The organism is Paraburkholderia sp. FT54 (assembly GCF_031585635.1).
Classification (GTDB): domain Bacteria; phylum Pseudomonadota; class Gammaproteobacteria; order Burkholderiales; family Burkholderiaceae; genus Paraburkholderia.
The window spans coordinates 4,082,533-4,105,308 of the sequence record NZ_CP134195.1 but is presented as its reverse complement, the minus strand read 5'-3'; the positions used below and the strand labels follow the sequence as shown (position 1 = coordinate 4,105,308).

The following is a 22,776-nucleotide window of genomic DNA, read 5'->3' as shown; positions in this document are numbered from 1 at the left end:
CAATGTGCGCATTTCGCCTCCGCAGATTTTTTCGAGAAGGGGCTTGTCGGACTGGTGACCCTTTGATATCATTTCGTTCTTCGTTGGCCCGGTAGCTCAGTTGGTAGAGCAGCGGATTGAAAATCCGCGTGTCGATGGTTCGATTCCGTCCCAGGCCACCAGGATTCAGCCCCAGGAAATCGCAAGATTCCTGGGGCTTTTCCTTTTTGCGCCCCTATTGTGACGGGCGTGACGGGCGTGACGGGCATCCGTTGTTTCGGTTTGCGCGCACCACGCGGCAAGGCGCGCTCGGCGGTGTTCGGCGTCGCGTGATAAAATCGCGCCAGTTCAAGGACTTGCACGCGAGTGCGTCGCCTGAGTGCCGCGCGGCAACGCCGCCACCAGCACCGAACCCTTCGCCCGACGATTGACGGTATAAGCGCCCAGCGACTCTGCATGCGGAAGGCGCGGCCTATACTGCTTTGGGCCGGCAGCAGTGCCGGCACGCGTCGCGCCGCGTTGCTTGCATGGCGCACCTCGCGCAGCGCGACGTGGCACTCTTCATTCACGGAGTTTCACGGTGATCCGCAAAGACGCTAAACGTAGCGCTCTGGTGCTGTTTTCCGGCGGCCAGGATTCCGCCACGTGCCTCGCCTGGGCCCTCGAACGTTATGAAACGGTCGAGACGCTAGGCTTCGATTACGGTCAGCGGCACCGCGTCGAACTCGAATGCCGCGAGGGATTTCGCAACGCCATCACGCGCGCATTCCCGACATGGGCCGAGCGCCTCGGCGACGACCATACGATCGATCTGTCGGTGCTGGGCGCGATCAGCGATACCGCCATGACGCGCGAGATCGAGATCGAAGCCACGGCCAACGGTTTGCCGAATACGTTCGTGCCGGGCCGCAATCTGATGTTCATGACCATCGCCGCGGCGATCGCCTATCGGCGCGGTTTGCATGTATTGGTCGGCGGCATGTGCGAGACGGATTTCTCGGGCTATCCCGATTGCCGCGACGACACGATGAAGGCGCTGCAGGTCACGTTGAACCTCGGCATGGACACGCGCTTCCTGCTCGAAACGCCGTTGATGTGGCTCGACAAGGCCGACACGTGGCGGCTCGCACACGAGCTCGGCGGCGACGAATTGGTCGAGCTGGTGCGCGTCGAGACGCATACTTGCTATGTCGGCGAACGCGCCGAATTGCATGCATGGGGTTTTGGTTGTGGCGAATGCCCGGCGTGCCGTTTGCGTAAGCGCGGCTACGAAGCGTATCTGTCGGGCGAGAAGGTCACCGAGCCAGTCTGATGACCGGTCGGCGCAGCGCAACTCAGGCAATAATTTTCAGAAACACAGGGCAGAAAGCAGCATGACTTACGCGGTCAAGGAAATTTTCTACACGTTGCAGGGCGAGGGCGCGAATGCCGGGCGTCCGGCTGTGTTCTGCCGGTTCGCCGGCTGCAATCTGTGGTCGGGCCGCGAAGAAGATCGTGCCGAGGCGGTGTGCCGCTTCTGCGATACCGATTTCGTCGGCACCGACGGCGAGAACGGCGGCAAGTACCGCACGGCTGACGATCTGGTGCAGATGATCGCATCGCAATGGCCGCAAGGCGAGGGCGAGCGTTTCGTGGTGTGCACGGGCGGCGAACCGATGCTGCAGATCGACCCGCCGCTGGTCGACGCGCTGCATGCCGCCGGCTTCGAGATCGCCATCGAAACCAATGGCTCGCTGCCGGTGCTCGAGACGATCGACTGGATCTGCGTGAGTCCGAAGGCGGATGCGCCGCTCGTCGTGACCAAGGGCAACGAATTGAAGGTCGTGATTCCGCAGGACAACCAGCGCTTGTCCGAGTATGCGAAGCTCGACTTCGAGTATTTCCTCGTCCAGCCCATGGACGGTCCGTCGCGCGACCTCAACACCAAGCTCGCGATCGACTGGTGCAAACGCCATCCGCAATGGCGCCTGTCGATGCAGACCCACAAGTATCTGAACATTCCCTGAATGCCGTGCTGACGATTACACGAAAACTCGAATTCGACGCGGGTCACCGCATTCCCGATCACCGCAGCCAGTGCCGTAATCTGCACGGGCATCGCTATGTGCTCGAAGTCACGCTGCAAGGCGATCTGGTTGACACCGAAGGCGCGCCCGATCGCGGCATGGTGATGGACTTCGCCGATGTGAAGTCGCTCGCCGTGGAGCATCTGGTCGACAAGTGGGACCATGCGTTCCTCGTCTATGAAGGCGACACGCAGGTGCGTGGTTTCCTGGAAACGATGGCCGGCCACAAGACCGTCGTGCTCGATCGCATTCCCACCGTCGAGAATCTGGCCGCCGTCGCGTTCGACATTCTGGCGAACGTCTACGACGCGCACTACGGCGTGAATCTGCGTCTGCACAAGCTGCGTCTGTACGAGACGCCGAATTGCTGGGCCGACGTGGTCCGCGACTAAACCCGGCACCGGCGCACCTTCCGGAGGAAGTCCCCTTTGGGGAACGCCCACCCTCACGTTATTGTCACGGTATGATCGCTCCGATAACCACACGGAGCGAGACATGCCGGTCACCGCATTGCGTCGCAGCAGACCTGACAGCCGTCACGGCGCGCGCGCTCATCTGGCCCACGCGGCCAGCGCGCTTTCCCGCAGTTCGGACGAAGCGCCGCTTCATCGTCACGGAGCGCGGCGATGAGCACCTTCACCAATCCCCTCAAGTTACGCCTCAAAGAAACCGATCCTCTGTTCGGACTGTGGCTTTCGCTCGGCAGCGATGCCGCCGCCGAAGCGCTCGCGCACGCCGGTTACGACTGGCTGCTGATCGACATGGAGCACTCGCCCAACGATAGCGGCGACGTCGCCTCGCAATTGCGCGCGATTGCCGCCGCGCATCTGCCGAGTGAGCCGGTGGTGCGCGTGCCGTCCAGCGAAGCGTGGCTCGTCAAGCGCGTGCTGGACGCAGGCGCGCGCACGCTGATGTTCCCGAATATCGAGTCCGCGGATGAGGCGGCGCGTGCCGTGCGTCTCACGCAATACCCGACCGCCGGGGCGCTCGATGGTGAGCGCGGTGTCGCGGGCGCGGTGCGGGCCGCGGGCTACGGCATGCGGCGCGACTACGTGCAGACGGCCAACGCGCAGATCGCGACCATTGTGCAGATCGAGTCGGCGCGCGGTTTGCAGGAGGTGGAAAAGATCGCGGCGACGCCGGGCGTCGATTGCCTGTTCGTCGGACCGGCCGACCTCGCAGCGAGCTTGGGTCATCTCGGCGATTCGAAGCACGCCGATGTGCAGGCCGCGATGGCGCGCATCGTGAGTGCCGCGGACAAGGCGGGCATTGCCGCCGGAATTTTTGCCATGGACGTCGCGAGCGCCAAGCAGCATCGCGATGCCGGTTTTCGTTTTATCGCTCTGGCCGCCGACGTCATGTGGATGTTGCGCGCGACTCGCCAGGCGCTGCAGGAGGTGAGGTCATGAAGGGGATGGTGCAGTGCGTCGTGGTGCGTCTGGCAGTCACAGCGGCATTGATGGCGAATGCCGCGGCCTATGCGCAAGACAGCCGCGTTGCGAAGTCGAACGATCCAGAGACGCAAACCGCGGTCGCCGACTACAACGCCGGCAATCTGGCCGCGGCGCTTGTCGAGTTCCGCAAGGCCGCCGAGCGCGGCAGCCGGCTCGCCGAGTTCAACTACGCGATGATGCTGCTCAACGGCGAAGGCACCCCAGCCAATGTCGACGAAGGCAAGAAATGGCTGCGCAAGGCCGCCGACGCCAACATGTCGCACGCGCAATACGTGTACGGCAAGATGTACGACGATGGCGAGTTCGTCGGGCGCGATCCGGTTGAGGCGCACCGCTGGTTCCTGAAGGCGGCGCAGCAGGGACACGTGCAGGCGGAGTTGGCGCTGGCCAATCAGTTCCTCGATGGACGCGGCACGGAGCGCGACAACAAGCAGGCGTTCGTCTGGTACAAGAAAGCGGCTGAGGGCGGCGACATGACCGCGCAATACGTGGCCGGCTCGTTCTACGAGCGAGGCGGCGACGGCGTGGAGAAGAACCTCAACGTGGCGCGTGCTTATTACGCGGCTGCGGCGGCGCAGGGCGATCCGGCGGCGCGGCTCAAGTATCAGCAACTCAGCGCGCAGTTGCGGGATCAGAAGGAAGTCAAGCCGCAGTAAAACGGTCGCGTTGGATAAACTCCGTTGGACACAAAAAAGGGGCGCTCCGTGTGTGCGAAGAGCGCCCCTTTTGCTGCGTGTCTCGTCGATGTCGTGCGCGGCTCCGCACTAACTCTGCATCAACCGCTTCTGCCGCGCGACGCTCATGATGAGGCCGATAGCCACCCCTAGCGTCGTCAACGCGGTCCCACCGTAACTCATGAATGGCAACGGCACGCCGACCACCGGCAAGATGCCGCTCACCATGCCGATATTCACGAACGCGTAGGTGAAGAACGCCATGGTTAGCGAGCCGGCTAACAGGCGTCCAAATAGCGTCGCGCCATTGGCCGCGATATACAGGCCGCGCGCGATCAGCAGCATGTACAGCGTGAGCAGCACGATGCCGCCCGCCAGCCCGAACTCTTCGGAGAACACCGCGAAAATGAAGTCGGTGTGTTTCTCGGGGATGAACTCCAGATGCGCCTGCGTGCCCTTCAGCCAGCCTTTGCCAAGCGGACCACCCGAGCCGATCGCGATGACCGCCTGGATCGTGTGGAAGCCTTTGCCGAGCGGATCGGAGGTCGGATCGAGCAGCGTACAGATGCGGTGCTTCTGGTAGTCGTGCATCAGCGGCCATTGCACTTCGGGCTGACAGATCTTGTCCTGGAACGCCGCGATCGACGCGACCGCGATCACGCCTGCAATCAGCACCGGCACGATCAACTTGAAGCTCAGGCCCGCGAAGTAGATCACGAAGAGACCGGCCGCGAACACCAGCACGGCCGTGCCGAGGTCGGGCTGCTTGGCGATCAGGCCGACCGGCACCGCGAGGATCAACAGGCCGACTAGAAAGTCATACCAGCGCATCACGCCTTCGCGTCGCTGGTAGTACCACGCGAGCATCAGTGGCGTGGCGATCTTCAGGATTTCCGACGGTTGGATCACCACGCCGACATTGATCCAACGCTTCGCGCCCTTACGCGTGAGGCCGAATAGCGCCACCGCGACCAGTAACGCGATTCCGAATGTATAGAGCGGAACCGCGAAGCGCATCAGCGTGGTGGGTGGCACATTGGCGAGCGCCCACATCAGCACGAACGTCAGCATGATGTTGCGCAACTGGTCCTCCACGCGGCCGGGGACATCCAGACTCGCGCTGTATAGCGTAACGATGCCGACGCACAACAGCAGGAACACGATCAGTGCGAGCGGGCGGTCGAAGCCCGCAAACATCCGCTTGATGCGGTCGAGCCAGGCGCGCTTGTCGAATTGCATGCCTTTCTCCTTACTCGTCGATGCCGCCGGAGACCGGCTGGCGTGGCGACGTGGCCTGAATGCCGTTGTCCCGCGATGCAGCGGCGGCAGTCGGCGCCGGCTCGCTGGCCGGACGGGGTTTATGCGGGGCGCCGGATTTACGCGACGCTGTATTCTTCGTGGCGGCAGACGCGGAGGCGCCCACGGGCGTTGACGCAGCAGCAGGCGCAGAGGCAACCGCCGCCGCGGATGCAGCCCTCGCAGCCGCCGCAGCCGAGGCCGCAGCTGCCGCCGAAGCCGCGCCGGGAATCGGTAGGGCCGTGAAGCCCGCCGCGACCTTGACCGGCTGCACTCCGTCCTGCGGCGACGGCGGTGCGCCGCCGACTTCCGGCGCGGACGCATCTTCGGTCGCCGACGCCGCTGCTTCGATGGCGGCCGCCTGAGCGCCCGGCTTGTTCTTGCCGACGAGGTAGTAATCGAGCACCTTGCGCGCGATCGGGCCCGCCGATTCCGCACCCCAGCCGCCGTTTTCGACGATCAGCGCGAGCGCGATCTTCGGCTGCTCGGCCGGTGCGAAGGCGATGAAGAGCGCGTGGTCCCGCAGATGTTCGGCGATCGCGTGGCCCTTGTAGTTCGCGCCCTGCAGCGAGTAGACCTGCGCCGTCCCCGTCTTGCCGGCCGCCTGGTACTGCGCGCCGATGAACAGCTTGGACGCCGTGCCGTTGGTCACGACGCCTTCCATCGCGCGCTTGATGATGTCGATGTCCGATTGCTTCACCGCAATCTTGTCGCTCGGATCGCGCACGACCGGCCGGGTCTCCTTCGTGATCGGATTTTCGATGTCACGCACGAGGTGCGGCTTCATCACGACGCCGTTGTTCGCGAGCGTGGCCGTGGCGTGAGCGAGCTGAAGAATGGTGAACGAGTTATAGCCCTGGCCGATGCCGAGACTGATCGTTTCGCCTTCATACCAGCGTTGCTGTTCGGGCTTGCGGTACGCCTTGCGCTTCCATTCCGTGGACGGCAGGATGCCGCGCGCTTCACCCGAAATGTCGATGCCGGTGATCTGGCCGAAGCCCCACGGCTTCATGAAGTTGGCGATATTGTTGACGCCGAGATCGTGTGCCAGCATGTAGAAATACGTGTCGTTCGACACCACGATCGCGCGGTTCATGTCGACCCAGCCTTGGCCCGAGCGCACGTCGTTGCGGAACGTGTGGCCGCCGAAGGTGTACGAGCCCGGATCCTGGAAACCCCAGCTCGGCGTGCGTTTATGCAGCGTCAGCGCGGCGAGCGCCATGAACGGCTTGTAAGTCGAGCCCGGCGGATAGGTGCCGTGCAGCGGCCGGTTGAGCAGCGGGTGGTCGGGCGAGTTGTTGAGATCGTCCCAGGTCTGCTGGTCGATGCCGTCGACGAACGAATTCGGATCGAAGCTCGGCGCGGACACGAAGGCGAGCACGTCGCCCGTCGACGGCTCGATCGCGACCAGCGCGCCGCGGCGGCCCGCGAAGGCTTGCTCGGCGACCTGCTGCAGCCCGATATCCAAAGACAGCACGAGGTTGTTGCCAGGCGTTGCCTGCGTGCGCGACAACGTGCGCACGGGGCGGCCGCCGGCGGTCACTTCCACTTCCTCGAAACCGGTCTGGCCGTGCAGCTCGGTCTCGTAACTCTGCTCGACACCGATCTTGCCGATGTAGTCGGTGCCCTTGTAGTTGTTCGCGTCCAGACGCGGATCGTAGTGGTCCGGATCGCTGTCGTTCTGGTCGCTGGCGTCGTCGATACGATCCTGGTCGCGCTGCGAAATCCGGCCGATGTAGCCGATCACGTGCGCCGCGGTCGGCCCGAGCGGATATTGGCGGAACAGGCGCGCGCGCACTTCCACGCCGGGAAAACGGAAGCGCTGCGCGGTGAAGCGCGCGACTTCGTCGTCCGTTAGGCGGGTGCGGATCGGCAGGCTCTCGAAGTTCTTCGAGTCTTCCTGCAGTTTCTTGAAACGGCGGCGATCGCGTGCGTCGATCGAGACGACCGTGGCCAGGTTGTCGATCACGTTTTCGATCGAGTCGTTCAGCTTCGAGGGCGTCAGTTCGAGCGTGTAGGCCGAGTAGTTCTTGGCCAGCACGACGCCGTTGCGGTCAGTGATGATGCCGCGGTTCGGCACGATCGGCGCGACGGAAATTCGGTTTTCGTCGGCCTGCAGCGAGTATTTGCTGTAGTGCCAGACCTGCAGGAACAGGAACCGGAAGCCGATCAACCCGAAGCAGACGAACACGAACAGGCCCGCCGCCGCGACGCGCAGGCGGAACTTCGAGAGCTGTTGCTGAGTGTCCTTGAATTCGGTCATGCGATTCTGCAAAAGGCCGGGTGACGGCCATCATGAGTGTGCGCCTTTTCCGGCCGGAACCGGAAGGCATGAACAGTGGTGCGCGTCGAGCGGGCCGGCAAAGTGGGTTCTGGCAAGAACGGCCGGCGGGCTCGATGCGGGTTCAAATTGGCCGAGTATCGTCCGGATCGGCCGGGCGGCGCTGCGGCATCAGCAGCAGCACGCTGGTGACCGGCCACAGCGCGGCTTCGACAAAACCGTCGATCAGATAACCCCAACCCGGAAACGCCGCGCCCGTCAGCAGACGGATCACGAACGGCACCAGTTGCGCGACGACCAGCAGCGGCATGACCGCGAAGGTCTGCACGCCGAGCGACATCCACAGCACGCGGCGGTGAATCGTGATCGCGCCGTACGACAACAATGTGTACGCCAGCGCGTGCTCGCCGAGCAGGCTGGCGTTATGCACGTCCATCAGCAAACCGAGCGAAAAAGCGATGCCCATGCCGACTTTGCGCGGCTGGTGCACGTTCCAGAACAGCAGCACGAGCGCCACGAAGTCCGGTACGCCGGCGAGGCGCCCCCACGGCATCAGGTTCAACAGGAACGCCGCGGCGAGACTGAACGAGATGAAGTAGGGATTGACCGGCTGCAGAATGTATTGCGGACGGTTCATGGCTGGGCCCCTGGCTTGGCTGGCGGCTTCGCGTTTTTCTCAGCGGCCGGTTTCTTTTCGGGAGCGGATTTTTTGTCGGCGACGGCCGGTTTGGCCGGCGCTTTTTCGGCGGGCTTGGCTGCCGCGGGTTTCTCGGCGGCGGGTTTTTCGCCCGCTTTTGCCGGAGATTTGTCCGCTGCAGCTTTGCCGTCGGCCGGCTTGGCGCCCTTCTTCGCTTTGGCGTCTTTCGCGGCCGTGGCTGCATCGGGCTCTTCGGCGGGACGCGGCGGCACATTGTTCACGTAATGCAGCACCAGCAACTGACGTGCGCCGCGCACCGGCGCGATCGGCAGGCAGATCACGCGCGCGAACGCCGTATCGGCCTGTTTGTCGACCCGCACCACCTTGGCAACCGGCAGGCCCGGCGGATACACGCCGTCCAGGCCGCTGGTGACGAGTTCGTCGCCGGTCTGGATGTCGGCGCTGATCGGCACGAAGCGCAGATCGAGCGTGTCGCCCTTCGGCGTGCCATAAATCACACTGCGCAGGCCGGTGCGCACGATCTGCACGGGCACGGCCTGATCCTTGTCCGTGAGCAGCGTTACTTCGGCTTGCAGCGGGAACACGCGCGTCACCTGGCCGATCACGCCGTCTTCATTGACGACCGGCGAACCGTTCTGGATGCCCTGCTGCGCACCGCGGCCGATCACGACCTTCTGCGTGAACGGATCGCGCGTGTCGTACTGGATCTCGGCGGGCAGCGATTCTGTGGTGGAGCGCTGCGACAGTTGCAGAAGCGCGCGCAAATGCGCGTTTTCGGCAGCCAGTTCCGCGGCCTTATTGGCTTGCTGCGAAAGCCGCAGATCTTTGGTGCGCAGCTTGTCGTTTTCGCTGCGCAGCGTGGCGCTGGTCACGGCCAGGTCGGCGGCGCCCACGAACATGTCGCGTGGCACGAGGGCCGCGCGTTGCAACGGATAAAGACCCGCGCCGAGCACGCCACGCACGATTTCGAGCGTTCTGAAGCGCGCGTCGGAGATCAGCAGGGCGAGCGCCAGCACGACAAAAAACACGAGTCGTGCGAGGGCAGACGGTCCTTGCTTGAACAGGGGCGGCGGACTGTATTCCATGGTCGGCGCCGGGGGCGTGAGCGGTTGGGTGAGACGGCGGCGCGCGAGGGACGCGCGTTCAGCGCGCGGAGGCTGGCAGGCCCAGCCAATGGCAAACCGGCCCGCAAGGGGCCGTTTGCCTGATCCGCGCTACTGACATGGAGATGGGCTCGCTTACTCGTACGAGAAGATGCTGCCCAGCTTGTCCATGCGTTCGAGCGCCATGCCCGAGCCGCGCACAACGCAGGTCAGCGGGTCTTCGGCGACGAGCACCGGCAGGCCGGTTTCTTCGGCGAGCAGGCGGTCCAGATCGCGCAGCAGTGCGCCACCGCCGGTGAGCATCATGCCGCGCTCGGCGATGTCCGCACCGAGTTCCGGCGGCGTTTGTTCGAGCGCGATCTTCACCGACGACACGATCTGGTTCAACGGATCGGTGAGGGCTTCGAGAATTTCGTTGCTGGAGATGGTGAAGCTGCGCGGAATGCCTTCCGACAGATTGCGGCCCTTCACTTCCATTTCCTTGACTTCGGAGCCCGGGAAAGCGGAGCCGATTTCCTTCTTGATGGCTTCGGCGGTTTGCTCGCCGATCAGCATGCCGTAGTTGCGGCGGATGTAGTTGACGATGGCTTCGTCGAACTTGTCGCCGCCCACGCGCACCGAGCCTTTGTACACGATGCCGCCGAGCGAGATCACGCCGACTTCGGTCGTGCCGCCGCCGATGTCGACGACCATCGAGCCGGTGGCTTCCGACACCGGCAGGCCGGCACCGATGGCCGCAGCCATGGGTTCTTCAATGAGGTACACCTGCGAAGCGCCCGCACCGTGCGCGGCTTCCTTGATAGCGCGGCGTTCGACCTGAGTCGAACCGCACGGCACGCAAATGATGATGCGCGGCGACGGTGAGAACATGCGCGATTCGTGAGCAGTTTTGATGAACTGCTTGATCATCTGCTCGGTGACGGTGAAGTCGGCGATCACGCCGTCTTTCATGGGGCGGATCGCCTCGATGTTGCCCGGCACCTTGCCGAGCATCTGCTTGGCTTCCTTGCCGACTGCCTGGATGGTTTTCTTGCCGTTGGGACCGCCTTCCTGGCGGATCGAGACCACCGACGGTTCATCAAGGACGATGCCCTTGCCACGCATGTAGATGAGCGTGTTGGCCGTACCGAGGTCAATGGCCAGATCGTTGGAGAAGTAGCTGCGCAAAAAACCGAACATTCAAAATCCTGTCTCGCTGGGGGCCGGGCCTCGCAATGGTTGCGCAGGGCGGCAGCGGAAAAAATAACAGCTTCAACCGGGCGGAAGCGGCGCCACAGGAACTTGAAGCTGCGAGGGAGTCTACCGGAGGCCGGTGCAAAGCCAGGTCAGAAAAATCCGAACTATCTTTGGGAATTGTTCAGAAAGGCCTTGGTAAGACGGTCCGGGTTTGGGTCGAACGCGTAATGATACCTTATAATTTTGGATGTTTTGAAGGAAACGGACGGCACTTTTTGCCCCCGCTGGCCCCTTTTTCGAGGTCTTCCTCCAGCGTCGTAACCCGCTGTCGCAGCGTTGTTTTCCGTGCTGCGGCGGTCCACCACATTTTCCGGTGACTGCATGGCTCTGACCCTGACCGATGTAAAACGCATCGCGCATCTTGCGCGGCTCGAACTGGCCGACGCCGAAGCTGAACACACGCTTGTCCAGCTCAACGATTTTTTTGGCCTCGTCGAGCAGATGCAGGCGGTCGATACCACCGGCATCGCGCCGCTTGCCCATCCGATCGAGCAGATCGAAGACGTCGCGCTGCGTCTGCGTGACGACGCGGTGACCGAAACGGTCGCACGCGAAGCTTTCCAGCGCCCGGCGCCGGCCGTGCAGGAAGGCCTGTATCTCGTGCCGAAGGTGATCGAGTAAAACCCGCGCATCGAGCCTGGCGCGGCGTGCGAGCCAGCCTTGCGGCGATGTGCCGACTCGCGGCATACCGCCTCATGTGCCCGGCGCTTGCATGACCGTCGTCTCCGGCTTCTTCGGCTCGGTTTGCCGGCGGGCAGCCGAACGCCTCCACGGCAGCGTGACTGCGCTGCCGCGCTCTTCAGGATAAAACGCAATGCATGAAAAAAGTTTGACCGAACTGCGCGCCGCACTGACGGCCAAGGAATGCTCCGCAGTCGAACTGGCGCAGCTCTATCTGAAGCGGATCGATGCGGCCAACAGCCTGAACGCATTCATCCAGGTCGATCCCGATCTGACGCTCGCGCAGGCGAAAGCCGCGGACGCCCTGCTGCATACCGGCCACGCCGGCCCGCTGGTCGGCCTGCCGATCGCGCACAAGGACGTGTTCGTCACCAAGGGCTGGCGCTCCACCGCCGGCTCAAAAATGCTGTCGAACTACGAGAGCCCGTTCGACGCGACCGTGGTCGCGCGTCTGCAGAACGCCGGCATGGTGTGCGTGGGCAAGACCAATATGGATGAGTTCGCAATGGGCTCATCCAACGAGAATTCGTACTTTGGTCCCGTGCAGAATCCGTGGGATGTCAAGGCCGTGCCGGGCGGTTCGTCGGGCGGTTCGGCAGCGGCCGTGGCTGCGCGCCTTGCGCCTGCCGCAACCGGGACGGATACCGGTGGCTCGATCCGTCAGCCGGCGTCGTTCTCCGGCATCACCGGCATCAAGCCGACGTACGGCCGCGTGTCGCGTTACGGCATGATCGCGTTCGCCTCGTCGCTGGATCAGGGCGGTCCGATGGCGCAAAACGCCGCGGATTGCGCCACGCTGCTCAACGCCATGGCCGGTTTCGACGAGCGCGATTCGACCAGCCTCGTGCGCGACGACGAAGACTACACGCGCTACCTCGGCAAGCCGTGGAAGGAAGACGGCGCCGGCAAGCCGCTCGCCGGCCTGCGCATCGGCTTGCCGAAAGAGTATTTCGGCGCCGGTCTTGCCGACGACGTGCGCGCGTCGATCGACGCCGCGCTCAAGCAATACGAAGCGCTTGGCGCCACGCTCGTCGAAGTGTCGCTGCCGAAAACGGAGTTGTCGATCCCGGTGTACTACGTGATCGCGCCGGCGGAGGCTTCGTCGAACCTGTCGCGTTTCGACGGTGTGCGCTTCGGTCATCGCGCGGCGGAGTATCGCGATCTGCTCGACATGTACAAGAAGTCACGCGCCGAAGGTTTCGGCCCGGAGGTGAAGCGTCGCATACTGGTGGGCGCCTACGTGCTGTCGCACGGCTATTACGACGCGTACTACCTGCAGGCGCAGAAGATCCGCCGCATCATCGCGCAGGACTTCCAGGAAGCGTTCAAGCAGTGCGACGTGATCATGGGACCGGTTGCGCCGTCGGTGGCGTGGGACCTCGGCGCGAAGGGCGACGATCCGGTGCAGATGTATCTGGCCGACATCTACACGCTGTCGGTGAGCCTCGCCGGTTTGCCGGGCATGAGCGTGCCGTGCGGTTTCGGCGCGGGCGCGAACGCGCAGCGTCCGGTGGGTTTGCAGATCATCGGCAACTATTTCAATGAAGCCCGGATGCTGCAGGTGGCCGACGCGTTCCAGCGCGCGACCGACTGGCACCGCAAAGCACCGGCAGGAGTGTGAGCACCATGGCCAAGCAATGGGAAGTCGTGATCGGTCTGGAGACCCACACGCAACTGTCGACCCAATCGAAGATTTTCTCGGGAGCCGCTACGCAATTCGGCGCTGCGCCGAACACGCAAGCGTGCCCCGTCGATCTGGCGTTGCCGGGCACGTTGCCGGTGATGAACCGCGGCGCTGTGGAGCGCGCGATCCAGTTCGGCCTCGCGATCGGCGCGACGGTGGCGCCGCGCAGCATCTTCGCGCGCAAGAATTATTTCTACCCCGATCTGCCGAAGGGCTATCAGATCAGCCAGTACGAAATCCCCGTGGTGCAGGGCGGTCAGGTGACGATTCAGGTGCCGGCCAACGAAAAGGCGGGCACCCCGGCGTATGAAAAGGTCGTCAATCTCACGCGCGCTCACCTCGAAGAAGACGCGGGCAAGTCGTTGCACGAAGACTTCGCGGGCATGACCGGCATCGATCTGAATCGCGCCGGCACGCCGTTGCTCGAAATCGTCACCGAGCCGGAAATGCGCAGCGCGGCCGAAGCGGTCGCCTACGCGAAGACGCTGCACACGCTCGTGACATGGCTCGGCATCTGCGACGGCAACATGCAAGAAGGCTCGTTCCGTTGCGACGCGAACGTATCGGTGCGCCCGGTCGGCCAGGCGGAGTTCGGCACGCGCGCCGAGATCAAGAACCTGAACTCGTTCCGCTTCCTCGAAGAAGCGATCCAGTACGAAGTGCGCCGTCAGATCGAACTGATCGAAGATGGCGGCACGGTGGTGCAGGAAACGCGTCTGTACGATCCGGACAAACGCGAAACGCGCTCCATGCGCAGCAAGGAAGACGCGCACGATTACCGCTATTTCCCCGATCCCGATCTAATGCCGCTCGTAATCGACGCGGCGTGGGTCGAGCGCGTGAGGAGCGAGATGCCGGAGCTGCCGGTGGCGATTCAACAGCGCTTCGTGTCGCAATATGGTTTGACGCCGTACGACGCCAACGTGCTGACGTCGAGCAAAGCCATGGCTGCGTACTACGAAGCGGTGGTGAGCAAAGTCGGGCCGGCCAACGCCAAGGTCGCGGCTAACTGGCTGATGGGCGAAGTGTCGTCGCAACTGAATCGCGAGGGTCTCGACTTTGCTGAGAGCCCGGTGTCGTCCGCGCAACTCGCGTTGCTGCTGCAGCGTATCGCCGACGGTACGATCTCTAACAAGATCGCCAAGGAAATTTTCCTCGCGATCTGGGAAGAGAAAGCCACCGACGAAGCCGCCGCCGATCGCATCATCGAGGCGAAGGGGCTGAAGCAGATTTCGGATACCGGCGCACTCGAAGCGATCATCGACGAAGTGCTCGCCGCGAACCAGAAGTCGGTCGAGGAATTCCGCGCCGGTAAGGAAAAGGCGTTTAACGCGCTGATCGGCCAGGCCATGAAAGCGACCAAGGGCAAGGCCAATCCGGCGCAGGTGAACGAACTGCTGAAGAAGAAGCTGTCCTGAGTTGAAGTTGAGTTGAGCACGAACGACTGAAGCGTTATAGCTCAGGTCAAGACGGGCTGTTGCCGGAAACGAAAGTGGGGCAACAGCCCGTTTCATTTTTGCAGGTCCATTTAGGCGAACGCAGATCAGGGGAGTGTGTGGATGGCCAAGCAACCCGAACTTGACGATTTCCGCGTGCCGTATTTCGACGACGGCAAGAAAAAAAGCAAATTCTCGCTGAGCGATTTCGATCCGGCCGCCAAGCCGTTTTCGACCGGTTCGAAAGATACCGACAGGACGCGTCTGTCGGAGATCGGCGCGAAGCTCGACACGCTGCAGGAATGTTTGCACGCGCAGCAGACGCGCCGCGTGTTGCTGGTGCTGCAGGGCATGGACACGAGCGGCAAGGACGGCACGATTCGCGCCGTGTTTCACGAAGTCGATCCGCTTGGCTTGCGCATCGTGCCGTTCAAGGCGCCAACGCCGGTCGAACTCGCGCACGATTTTCTCTGGCGCGTGCATTCGCAAGCACCCGCCGCCGGCGAACTGACGATCTTCAACCGCAGTCACTACGAAGATCTGCTGGTGCCTACCGTGCTCGGCAGCCTGGACTCGCAAGCCTTCGTGCAACGCTGTTGCCACATCCGCCAGTTCGAAGAGTTGCTGGCGTATAGCGGCACGGCCATCGTCAAATGCATGCTGCACATTTCGAAAGACGAGCAGCGTGCGCGTCTGCAAGCGCGCATCGACGATCCGAGCAAGCACTGGAAATTCGACGTCGCCGATCTCGAGGCGCGCAAGCAGTGGGACAAATATCAGGCGGCGTATCAGGACGCGATGGCGGCAACATCGACTGAGTACGCGCCGTGGTACGTGATTCCGGCTGACTCGAAGACGCATCGCAATGTGATGGTGGCTGAGTTGCTGTTGCGCGCCTTCGAGGCGCTCAAGCTCGAATATCCGCCTGCCAAAGAATCGCTGAAGGGCATCAAGGTCGAGTGACCGTGCCCTTTTGCTTCAGAAACGAATCGAACATAAAAGGAACGACATGTTGCGTGTGATTACCGCGAACCTGAACGGCATCCGTTCAGCGGCGAAGAAAGGCTTTTTCGACTGGTTCGGAGAACAGAAGGCCGACGTGCTGTGCGTGCAGGAAATCAAATGCTCGCAGGACGATATGACGCCGGAATTCATGGCGCCGCATAACTTCACCGGCTATTTTCAGCACGCCGTGAAGAAGGGTTATAGCGGCGCGGGCGTCTACACGCGTCACGAACCGGACGAAGTGGTGATCGGTTTCGGCAGCGAGGAATTCGACCCGGAAGGGCGCTATGTGGAACTGCGTTTCGGCAAGCTGTCGGTGATTTCGGTGTATGTGCCGTCCGGTTCGAGCGGGGACGAGCGCCAGCAGGCCAAATACCGTTTCATGGACGAGTTCATGCCGCATCTCGCGGAACTGGCCAAGGAGCGCGAAGTGATTGTGTGCGGCGACGTCAACATCGTCCACAAGGAAATCGACATCAAGAACTGGAAGAGCAACCAGAAGAACTCGGGTTGCCTGCCGGAAGAGCGCGCATGGCTCACCAAATTATTCGATGAAGTGGGCTACGTCGATGTATTCCGCACGCTCGACCAGCGGCCCGAACAGTACACGTGGTGGAGCAATCGCGGTCAGGCGTATGCGAAGAACGTCGGGTGGCGGATCGATTATCAGATCGCGACGCCGGGTATCGCGAGCAAGGCGAAACGCACCGACGTGTTCCGCGATATCAAGTTCAGCGACCATGCGCCGCTGACGGTGGATTACGACCACAAGGTCAAGAAGTAAGCACAGCCCGCGGCGTGGTACGCGAGGCTGAAATCAACGCCGGAAGTTGTTTCGTTAGAGAACGATCGCGGGCGCTTGAGGCCCGCGCAAGTCAATCGCGGACCAGTTTGCGGCTCGGTCGGCCCATGCCGGCGTAGTCCGGCAACGCATCTACCGTTTTGCCTATCGCCTTCGCATAGAGCGGCAGCATGTCGGGCAAGCGCTTGATGATGTCCTGACGGCGCGCCGGCGTGTAGGGGTGCACGTAGATGAAGCCCTGATCGCGATTGCCGCGCGTGGCCTGCGCCAGCTTGTCCCACAGCGTGACCGCCGCGCGCGGATCGAAACCGGCGCGCGACGCGATATCGCTGCCGATCACGTCGGCTTCGGTCTCGTCGGTATTCTCGTACTTCATTTCCAACAGACGCGAGCCGATGCCGAGCGGCGCCGCGCCCAGATCGGCGAGCCCGAACAACTGCGGGATCGTACCGGACGAGTCGAGCTGGCTCGCCTGCAGTTGGCCGAGCCGCTCGCGTGCATGTTCCCGCAGCGCGTGGGCGATCTCATGGCCGATCAACATGCCCAGTTCGTTGTCGTTCAGACGCGCGCGGTCGAGCAGGCCGCCGTAGACGACGATCTTGCCGCCCGGCAGACAGTACATGCGGATGTCGGGCGAGCGCACCACCGCCACATCCCACTTCCAGTTCTTGGCCCGTTCGTTCCACTTCAACGAGTACGGGATCATCTGGTCGACGATCGAGCGCACGCGCGTGACGTGCGCGTCGGTGTCGCCGTACAGACGGTTAGCGTGCTCGGCGCCGTACGCGATCTGGCTGAATTCCTCGGCGGCTTGCGCCTCGAGCATCGGCGATGGGATCAGGTTGCGGAACACCAGGTAGCCGCCGTAACGCAACTGCGTATTTGGGCTGTACGGTGCGGACGCGGGAGCGGGCATCGACGGGACGGCGGGCGCTTTGGCCGCTGCGGCGGACGGCGTCGATGTCGCGGCGGGCGTTCTGGCGGTAACCGGAGCCGGTGGCGGCTGCGTCGATTGAGATGACGAGGACGGCGTCGCAGCGGCCGCCGCGCTGCTGGCGCCCGGAGCGCTGGTGGTGCTGTTCGCACTCTGCGCCGCCGATGTCGCGCTTTCCGCACTCGAGGCAGCCGCCGGGGATCTCGCCGTTGGCGCGGCAGGCGTGGCCGGCGCTGGCGCAGGTGTTGCAGCGGGTGCGCTGGTAGCGAGCGCCGGCGCGCCTGCCGCATAGGCGCTCAATGGCGCGGCCAACATCAGGCTCGCACAGCCGAGCGCCCACACCGCGCGCAGCGCTGCGTGGCCGCCCTTGAGTGCAGGACGCTGGGACGTAATCGAGCGCGGCGCGCCCTTCGAGAGAAGCGCCTTCACGGCGCTCTCCACGGCGCGATGCGCAGCAGAAGCAACATGCCGGGCAACGCCAGCGCGGTGCAAACGACGAAGTAATCGAACCAGCCGATCTGCGCGACCACGTAGCCGCTCGCCGCCGAAGCCAATGTGCGCGGCACCGAAGCCAGGCTCGTGAAGAGCGCGAATTGGGTGGCGGTGTAGCGCGGATCCGTAGTGCTGGCGATATAGGCGGTGAACGCTGCCATCGTCAGTCCGGTGGCGAAGGTTTCGAAGCCGTAGACGAGTGCCAGCGCAACTGAACGCGGTTCGAGTTGCACGGCCCAATCGACGCCCACCAGCGCGAGCAGCTTCGTCGTGCCCTCGCTCATCCAGACGGCGATATCGTAGATCGCCACGAGACCGGGCGAAGCCGGTCCGAGATGCGCGAGCCACGCGAAGCCGAGCGTCGATACCATCTGCAGGATGCCGAAGATCCACAACCCCCGGCCGATGCCGATTTTCATCAGCCAGATCCCGCCGACGATCCCACCCGCCAGGCTCGCGCCGAATGCGGTGGTCTTGGCGATCACGCCGATCTGCGTGCGCGAAAAGCCGATGTCGAGAAAGAACGAGGTGGACAGCGTGGTCGCCATCGTGTCGCCGAGCTTGTACAGAAAGATGAAACCGAGCACGAACAGCGCGCCGCGCCAGCCGTCGCGCTGAATGAATTCCTTGAACGGCTGCACGATCGCTTCGCGCAGATTTTTTGGCGGCGTGCCGTGTACTTCGGGTTCACGCACCACCAGTGTCATCACCATGCCGGGCAGCATGAACGCGGCCGTTACGATGAACACCGTGGTCCACGGCAAATGGTCGGACAGAATCAACGCCAGCGAACCGGGCACCAGCGCCGCGATCTTATAGGCGTTCACATGCACCGCGTTGCCGAGCCCCTGCTGTGTATCGCTCAGCAGTTCACGCCGATAGGCGTCGATCACGATGTCCTGACTGGCGCCGAAGAACGCGACCAGCGCAGTCAAAGCCGCCACCGTCCAGATCGAATCTTTAGGCGACACGAATCCCAAGGTGGCGATGGCGCCGGCCACCAGAATCTGCGTGACCAGCATCCAGCCGCGCCGTCTGCCCGGACGCCAGCCCGGAAAGCGCGGGACGTAGCGGTCCATCAGCGGCGCCCAGATGAATTTCCAGGTGTACGGGAACTGGATCAGCGCAAAGAGGCCGATTTCCTTCAGATTGACGCCTTCTGAGCGTAACCACGCCTGCACCAGATAGACGAGCGTGAACAGCGGCAGTCCCGACGTAAAGCCGAGAAAGACGCAGATCAGCATGCGCGTATTCAGGAACGCGCGCCAGCCGGGATGTTCTTCGTGAGCGGTAAGTGCAGGCGCCTCGTGCGGCGGGTTCGACATGTGGATAACTTGCGTTAGCTTTTCTTGACGCGATAGACCGCAAGACTACCACGCCAGTTCACCCCCCACCGCACCACCTGACCGTCGTGCAGCACCACGCGGTCGAGAATTTCGATGCCGACTTCCGGCGCCAGCGCCTCGAAATCCTCGATAGTGAGCACCCGCACGTTCGGTGTGTTGTGCCACTGATAAGGCAGCGACTTCGACACTGGCATACGGCCTTGCAGCACGGAGAGCCGATGCGCCCAGTAGCCGAAATTCGGGAACGACACGATGCATTCCTTGCCGACCCGCACGGTCTCACGCAGGATCGCAGCCGTCTGATGAATGGTTTGCAGCGTCTGCGACAGAATCGCGAAATCGAAGCTGGCGTCTTCGAAGAGGCGCAGGCCGTCTTCCAGATTCTGCTGGATCACGTTGACGCCGTTTTGCGTCGAGGCCAGCACGCCCGCGTCGTTGATTTCGATGCCGTAGCCCTGCACGTCCAGTTCTTCGGTCAGGAGCGAGAGCAGCGAGCCGTCGCCGCAACCCAGATCCAGCACGCTGGCGCGCGGTTCGACCCAGCGGGCGATCGCGCGGAAGTCCGGGCGCAGCGCCAGGTAATCGAGTGCTCGCTGGTTCATGCGTTCACCTCCTTTGCGATACGTTCGTAGTAGGCGCGCATCAGGTTGTGATAGCGCGCGTCGTCGAGCAGGAAGGCGTCGTGGCCGTGCGGCGCATCGATTTCCGCGTAGGTGACCGTGCGTTTGTGGTCGAGCAGCGCTTTCACCAGTTCGCGCGAGCGGGCCGGCGCGAAACGCCAGTCGGTTGTGAAGCTGGCGATCAGATACTTCGCGGTGGTGTGCGCGACCGCGGCGGTCAGATCGCCTTCGAAGGCCTTGGCCGGGTCGAAGTAATCGAGCGCGCGGGTGATCAGCAGGTACGTGTTCGCATCGAAGTAGTCGGCGAACTTGTCGCCCTGGTAACGCAAGTACGACTCCACCTCGAATTCCACGTCGAAGTTGAAGTTGTACGCATCCAGCGCGCCTTCCGCGCGGCGCAGCGAGCGGCCGAATTTCTCGGCCATGTCGTCGTCCGACAGATACGTGATGTGGCCGATCATGCGCGCGACGCGCAGGCCGCGCTTCGGCTTCACGTTGTGTGCGTAGTAGTTGCCGCCGTGGAAGTCAGGGTCCGACAGAATCGCCGAGCGCGCAACCTCGTTGAACGCGATGTTCTGCGCCGACAGCTTGGGCGTGGACGCGACCACGATGCAATGACCGACGCGCTCCGGATACATCATGCTCCACGCGAGCGCCTGCATGCCGCCGAGGCTGCCGCCCATCACCGCGGCGAAGCGCGTGATGCCGAACTGATCGGCGACGCGCGCCTGGGCGTTGACCCAGTCTTCCACCGTCACGACGGGGAATGTCGCGCCGTATGGCTGGCCGGTGGCCGGATCGATGCTCATCGGCCCGGTCGAACCGAAGCACGACCCCAGGTTGTTCACGCCGATCACGAAGAACTTGTCGGTGTCGAGCGGTTTGCCCGGCCCGACCATGTTGTCCCACCAGCCAATGTCCTTGGGGTTATCGGCGTATACGCCTGCCACATGATGCGACGCGTTGAGCGCGTGACACACCAGCACCGCGTTGCTACGCGCGGCGTTGAGCGTGCCGTAAGTCTCGACCATCAGGTCGTAACCGGCCAGCGAGCTGCCGTTCTGCAACTGCAGTGGCTCGGTGAAATGCATTTTTTGGGGAGCGACGATACCGATCGATTCCATTCATTCCGCCATTTAATGAAACAGGGCGGCTAAACGGCGTCGGCAAGAGCACGGAGGAAAGACTGTGTGCGCGGCTGACGACCTCTTTAGCCGCATTTATAGTGAACCGCGGGACACGTTCCCGGCAGTTCTCGCGCCCGCAATCGAGTCAGCAAATCGGCGCGTATATGTTTTTCAAGCAGGTGTTCGGGGTGTTGCGGACAACGGTTCCGAATGAGTCGGGGTGCCGCAGTCAGGCGCAAAGTATAGCGGAAATTTTCATGCGGCAACGTCGCGGGGCGCAGCGCATGCCGCGCGGACTACTGAAGAATCAGCAGCAGTTGCGCGTCGGCGTGTTCGGCGGGCGGCCGCGCAAAGCCGCTGCGCACATAGCGGTGCCAGCGGCCGATGATGTAGCTCAGCAGCAGACTCGCGCGGATCGCGGGGTCGTAGCCGGCGGGCAACGGGACGACGCCTTCACCCGAGTTCGCGCCCGTGTTCGCCTCCGTTTGCGCGAGGCGCAGACATTGTTTCAACGACGCCTCGACCCGCTCCAGCATCTGATTGACGCGCTCGGTCAGCCGCTCATGCTCGCCGACCAGCGCCTCGCACGTCAGCACGCGCGTCATGCCGGGATTCTTCGCGGGGAAGTTGAGCAGCATCAACGCGATCGCGCGCGCCTGCAGTACGCCATTGCTTTCCTTAACGGCGATCTGGTTGATGAGCCCGAAGATGGTCTGCTCGATGAACTCGATCAGCCCTTCGAACATTTGCGCCTTGCTGGCGAAATGACGGTACAGCGCGGCTTCCGATACGCCGAGCCGGGCGGCGAGCGCCGCGGTGGTGATCTTTTCGCTCTTGGGCACCTCCAGCATCGCCGCGAGCGTCTGGAGGATGTGCACGCGGCGCTCGCCCGGTTTCAGGCGCTGTGCGCGCGGCGCGGCGAGCGTGTTGGTCGGTTCGTGTTCGGTTAAGACTTCGTCAGGCTTGTCGATCGGCTGCATGGCTGTCGTCCCGTCTGCTGTCTCTTCAATCGAACCGAGCGGGTGCCCAGTCGTAGCGATTTTAACGAACGAATGCTCCGGTCGACATAGTGCGGCCGGCCAGTGCCCGGCAGGCGAGTCGACACGCCGTCCGCGTGCGGCTTGCGCGGCAGGTGGCCGGTGATCCACACCGTACGGATGCCGAGCCGCCGGTAGTTCTTGAGATGCGAGCGCGTGTCTTCGACGAGGATCACGTCCTTCAGCGATACGTGCGCGTCGCGCATGGCCTTGCGCAGCATTGCGTGGTCGGGTTTGGCGCGCCAGCGGCGGCGATCGCGCATGTGTTCGATGGCGATCACCTGTTCGAACAGACGCTCGATTCGCAGTTCGGCAAGCACCGCGCGTGCATAGGCTTCGGGCGCGTTGGTCAGCACGATCTTGCGGCCCGGCAGCGCCGCGACGAGGCGCGCGACGCCGCGTTCATGACGGATCATCGAGCCGAGGTCGGGGAAGGTGTGCACGACCTTCAGGAAGTCGTTCGGATCGAGCGGATGGTGACGCGCCAGGCCGAGCAGCGCTGCACCGTAGCGTTGTGTATAGCCGGTGCGCAGCCGGTTGGCTTCGTCGATGTCCACCTGCAGCGCGTCGATGATGTACTGCGTCATCCCTCGATTGATCGCCGGAAAGATCGCGTGCGATGCGTGATGCAGCGTGTTGTCGAGATCGAACAGCCAGACCGGATGGCCTCCTGCGATATGCGGACGACGGCGTCTGGAAGCGGGAGCGGGAGTGGCAGTGCGCATGATGGAAGGCGCCGTTCAGGCGCGAAAAATTGCTTCACGCGGCGAACGCGAAAGGTTCACGGTGCGGGTGGCGAGAAAAGCGGGGGAGCGGGTTGGCGCGCGGTGGCGGTGGCTTTGCGGACCGCTGAAGAAGCTGTGCG

General features: G+C 63.3%; 21 protein-coding genes and 1 tRNA gene. 11 read left to right on the top strand and 11 right to left on the bottom strand.

What is annotated here, in order from left to right:
• Positions 1–85 precede the first annotated feature (85 nt).
• The 6 genes from RI103_RS18795 to RI103_RS18770 all read left to right on the top strand — a co-directional run bounded on the left by RI103_RS18795 (position 86) and on the right by RI103_RS18770 (position 4,155).
• Positions 86–161 (top strand) — tRNA-Phe (locus RI103_RS18795).
• Between the two features lie 398 nt (positions 162–559).
• Entirely contained in the window at positions 560–1,291 is a 732-nt protein-coding gene (gene queC / locus RI103_RS18790) for a 7-cyano-7-deazaguanine synthase QueC (protein WP_310813392.1), read from the top strand.
• A 61-nt stretch (positions 1,292–1,352) separates the two neighbouring features.
• Positions 1,353–1,985, top strand: a complete 633-nt coding sequence (gene queE / locus RI103_RS18785) for a 7-carboxy-7-deazaguanine synthase (protein WP_310813391.1) — start codon at positions 1,353–1,355, stop codon at positions 1,983–1,985.
• 8 nt (positions 1,986–1,993) lie between these two features.
• Positions 1,994–2,437 (top strand): 6-carboxytetrahydropterin synthase QueD, encoded by a 444-nt coding sequence (gene queD, locus RI103_RS18780; RefSeq protein ID WP_310815279.1) that lies wholly within the window; start codon positions 1,994–1,996, stop codon positions 2,435–2,437.
• Positions 2,438–2,671: 234 nt separating this feature from the next.
• Complete coding sequence (locus RI103_RS18775; protein ID WP_310813390.1) at positions 2,672–3,454, top strand: aldolase/citrate lyase family protein; 783 nt, start codon at positions 2,672–2,674, stop codon at positions 3,452–3,454.
• Positions 3,451–4,155: a tetratricopeptide repeat protein gene (locus RI103_RS18770; protein ID WP_409076957.1), complete on the top strand. Its 705-nt coding sequence runs from the start codon at positions 3,451–3,453 to the stop codon at positions 4,153–4,155. The genes RI103_RS18775 and RI103_RS18770 overlap by 4 nt, the downstream gene beginning before the upstream one ends.
• 108 nt (positions 4,156–4,263) lie before the next feature.
• On the opposite strand, the gene rodA is transcribed toward RI103_RS18770, so the two are convergent.
• From rodA to RI103_RS18745, 5 genes are all read right to left on the bottom strand, one after another.
• Positions 4,264–5,412: a rod shape-determining protein RodA gene (rodA, locus tag RI103_RS18765; protein WP_310813389.1), complete on the bottom strand. Its 1,149-nt coding sequence runs from the start codon at positions 5,410–5,412 to the stop codon at positions 4,264–4,266.
• A 10-nt stretch (positions 5,413–5,422) separates the two neighbouring features.
• Entirely contained in the window at positions 5,423–7,732 is a 2,310-nt protein-coding gene (gene mrdA / locus RI103_RS18760; RefSeq protein ID WP_310813388.1) for a penicillin-binding protein 2, read from the bottom strand.
• A gap of 142 nt (positions 7,733–7,874) precedes the next feature.
• Positions 7,875–8,387 carry a rod shape-determining protein MreD gene (gene mreD, locus RI103_RS18755; RefSeq protein WP_168792227.1) on the bottom strand — a complete coding sequence of 171 codons (513 nt, stop codon included), beginning with the start codon at positions 8,385–8,387 and terminating at the stop codon, positions 7,875–7,877.
• Positions 8,384–9,493: a rod shape-determining protein MreC gene (gene mreC / locus RI103_RS18750; RefSeq protein WP_310813387.1), complete on the bottom strand. Its 1,110-nt coding sequence runs from the start codon at positions 9,491–9,493 to the stop codon at positions 8,384–8,386. Before mreC ends, mreD begins: the two co-directional genes overlap by 4 nt.
• 153 nt (positions 9,494–9,646) lie before the next feature.
• The gene (locus RI103_RS18745) at positions 9,647–10,690 is read right to left on the bottom strand and encodes a rod shape-determining protein (RefSeq protein ID WP_004189550.1); all 1,044 of its coding nucleotides are present in this window, start codon (positions 10,688–10,690) and stop codon (positions 9,647–9,649) included.
• Between the two features lie 378 nt (positions 10,691–11,068).
• Between RI103_RS18745 and gatC the strand changes: the two genes are divergently transcribed.
• The 5 genes from gatC (at position 11,069) to RI103_RS18720 (ending at position 16,337) form a co-directional block, all read left to right on the top strand.
• Entirely contained in the window at positions 11,069–11,368 is a 300-nt protein-coding gene (gene gatC, locus RI103_RS18740) for an Asp-tRNA(Asn)/Glu-tRNA(Gln) amidotransferase subunit GatC (RefSeq protein ID WP_310813386.1), read from the top strand.
• Between the two features lie 193 nt (positions 11,369–11,561).
• A complete protein-coding gene (gene gatA, locus RI103_RS18735) occupies positions 11,562–13,049 on the top strand; it encodes an Asp-tRNA(Asn)/Glu-tRNA(Gln) amidotransferase subunit GatA (protein WP_310813385.1) in 1,488 nt (495 codons plus the stop codon).
• Between the two features lie 5 nt (positions 13,050–13,054).
• Positions 13,055–14,530, top strand: a complete 1,476-nt coding sequence (gene gatB / locus RI103_RS18730) for an Asp-tRNA(Asn)/Glu-tRNA(Gln) amidotransferase subunit GatB (protein WP_310813384.1) — start codon at positions 13,055–13,057, stop codon at positions 14,528–14,530.
• A gap of 141 nt (positions 14,531–14,671) precedes the next feature.
• The gene (locus RI103_RS18725; protein WP_310813383.1) at positions 14,672–15,511 is read left to right on the top strand and encodes a PPK2 family polyphosphate kinase; all 840 of its coding nucleotides are present in this window, start codon (positions 14,672–14,674) and stop codon (positions 15,509–15,511) included.
• 46 nt (positions 15,512–15,557) lie between these two features.
• Complete coding sequence (locus RI103_RS18720) at positions 15,558–16,337, top strand: exodeoxyribonuclease III (protein WP_310813382.1); 780 nt, start codon at positions 15,558–15,560, stop codon at positions 16,335–16,337.
• 91 nt (positions 16,338–16,428) lie between these two features.
• Here RI103_RS18720 and RI103_RS18715 read toward each other — a convergent pair whose 3' ends face one another.
• The 6 genes from RI103_RS18715 to RI103_RS18690 all read right to left on the bottom strand — a co-directional run bounded on the left by RI103_RS18715 (position 16,429) and on the right by RI103_RS18690 (position 22,636).
• Positions 16,429–17,718 (bottom strand): M48 family metallopeptidase, encoded by a 1,290-nt coding sequence (locus RI103_RS18715; RefSeq protein WP_409076956.1) that lies wholly within the window; start codon positions 17,716–17,718, stop codon positions 16,429–16,431.
• Positions 17,715–19,106 carry an AmpG family muropeptide MFS transporter gene (locus RI103_RS18710; RefSeq protein ID WP_310813381.1) on the bottom strand — a complete coding sequence of 464 codons (1,392 nt, stop codon included), beginning with the start codon at positions 19,104–19,106 and terminating at the stop codon, positions 17,715–17,717. The genes RI103_RS18715 and RI103_RS18710 overlap by 4 nt, the downstream gene beginning before the upstream one ends.
• Before the next feature lie 14 nt (positions 19,107–19,120).
• Positions 19,121–19,729 (bottom strand): methionine biosynthesis protein MetW, encoded by a 609-nt coding sequence (metW, locus tag RI103_RS18705; protein WP_310813380.1) that lies wholly within the window; start codon positions 19,727–19,729, stop codon positions 19,121–19,123.
• On the bottom strand, positions 19,726–20,871 hold the full coding sequence (locus tag RI103_RS18700; RefSeq protein ID WP_310813379.1) for a homoserine O-acetyltransferase: 1,146 nt from the start codon (positions 20,869–20,871) through the stop codon (positions 19,726–19,728). Before RI103_RS18700 ends, metW begins: the two co-directional genes overlap by 4 nt.
• Before the next feature lie 299 nt (positions 20,872–21,170).
• Positions 21,171–21,854 carry a nucleoid occlusion factor SlmA gene (gene slmA / locus RI103_RS18695; protein WP_310813378.1) on the bottom strand — a complete coding sequence of 228 codons (684 nt, stop codon included), beginning with the start codon at positions 21,852–21,854 and terminating at the stop codon, positions 21,171–21,173.
• On the bottom strand, positions 21,821–22,636 hold the full coding sequence (locus tag RI103_RS18690; protein WP_310813377.1) for a pyrimidine 5'-nucleotidase: 816 nt from the start codon (positions 22,634–22,636) through the stop codon (positions 21,821–21,823). The genes slmA and RI103_RS18690 overlap by 34 nt, the downstream gene beginning before the upstream one ends.
• Between the last annotated feature and the right edge of the window lie 140 nt (positions 22,637–22,776).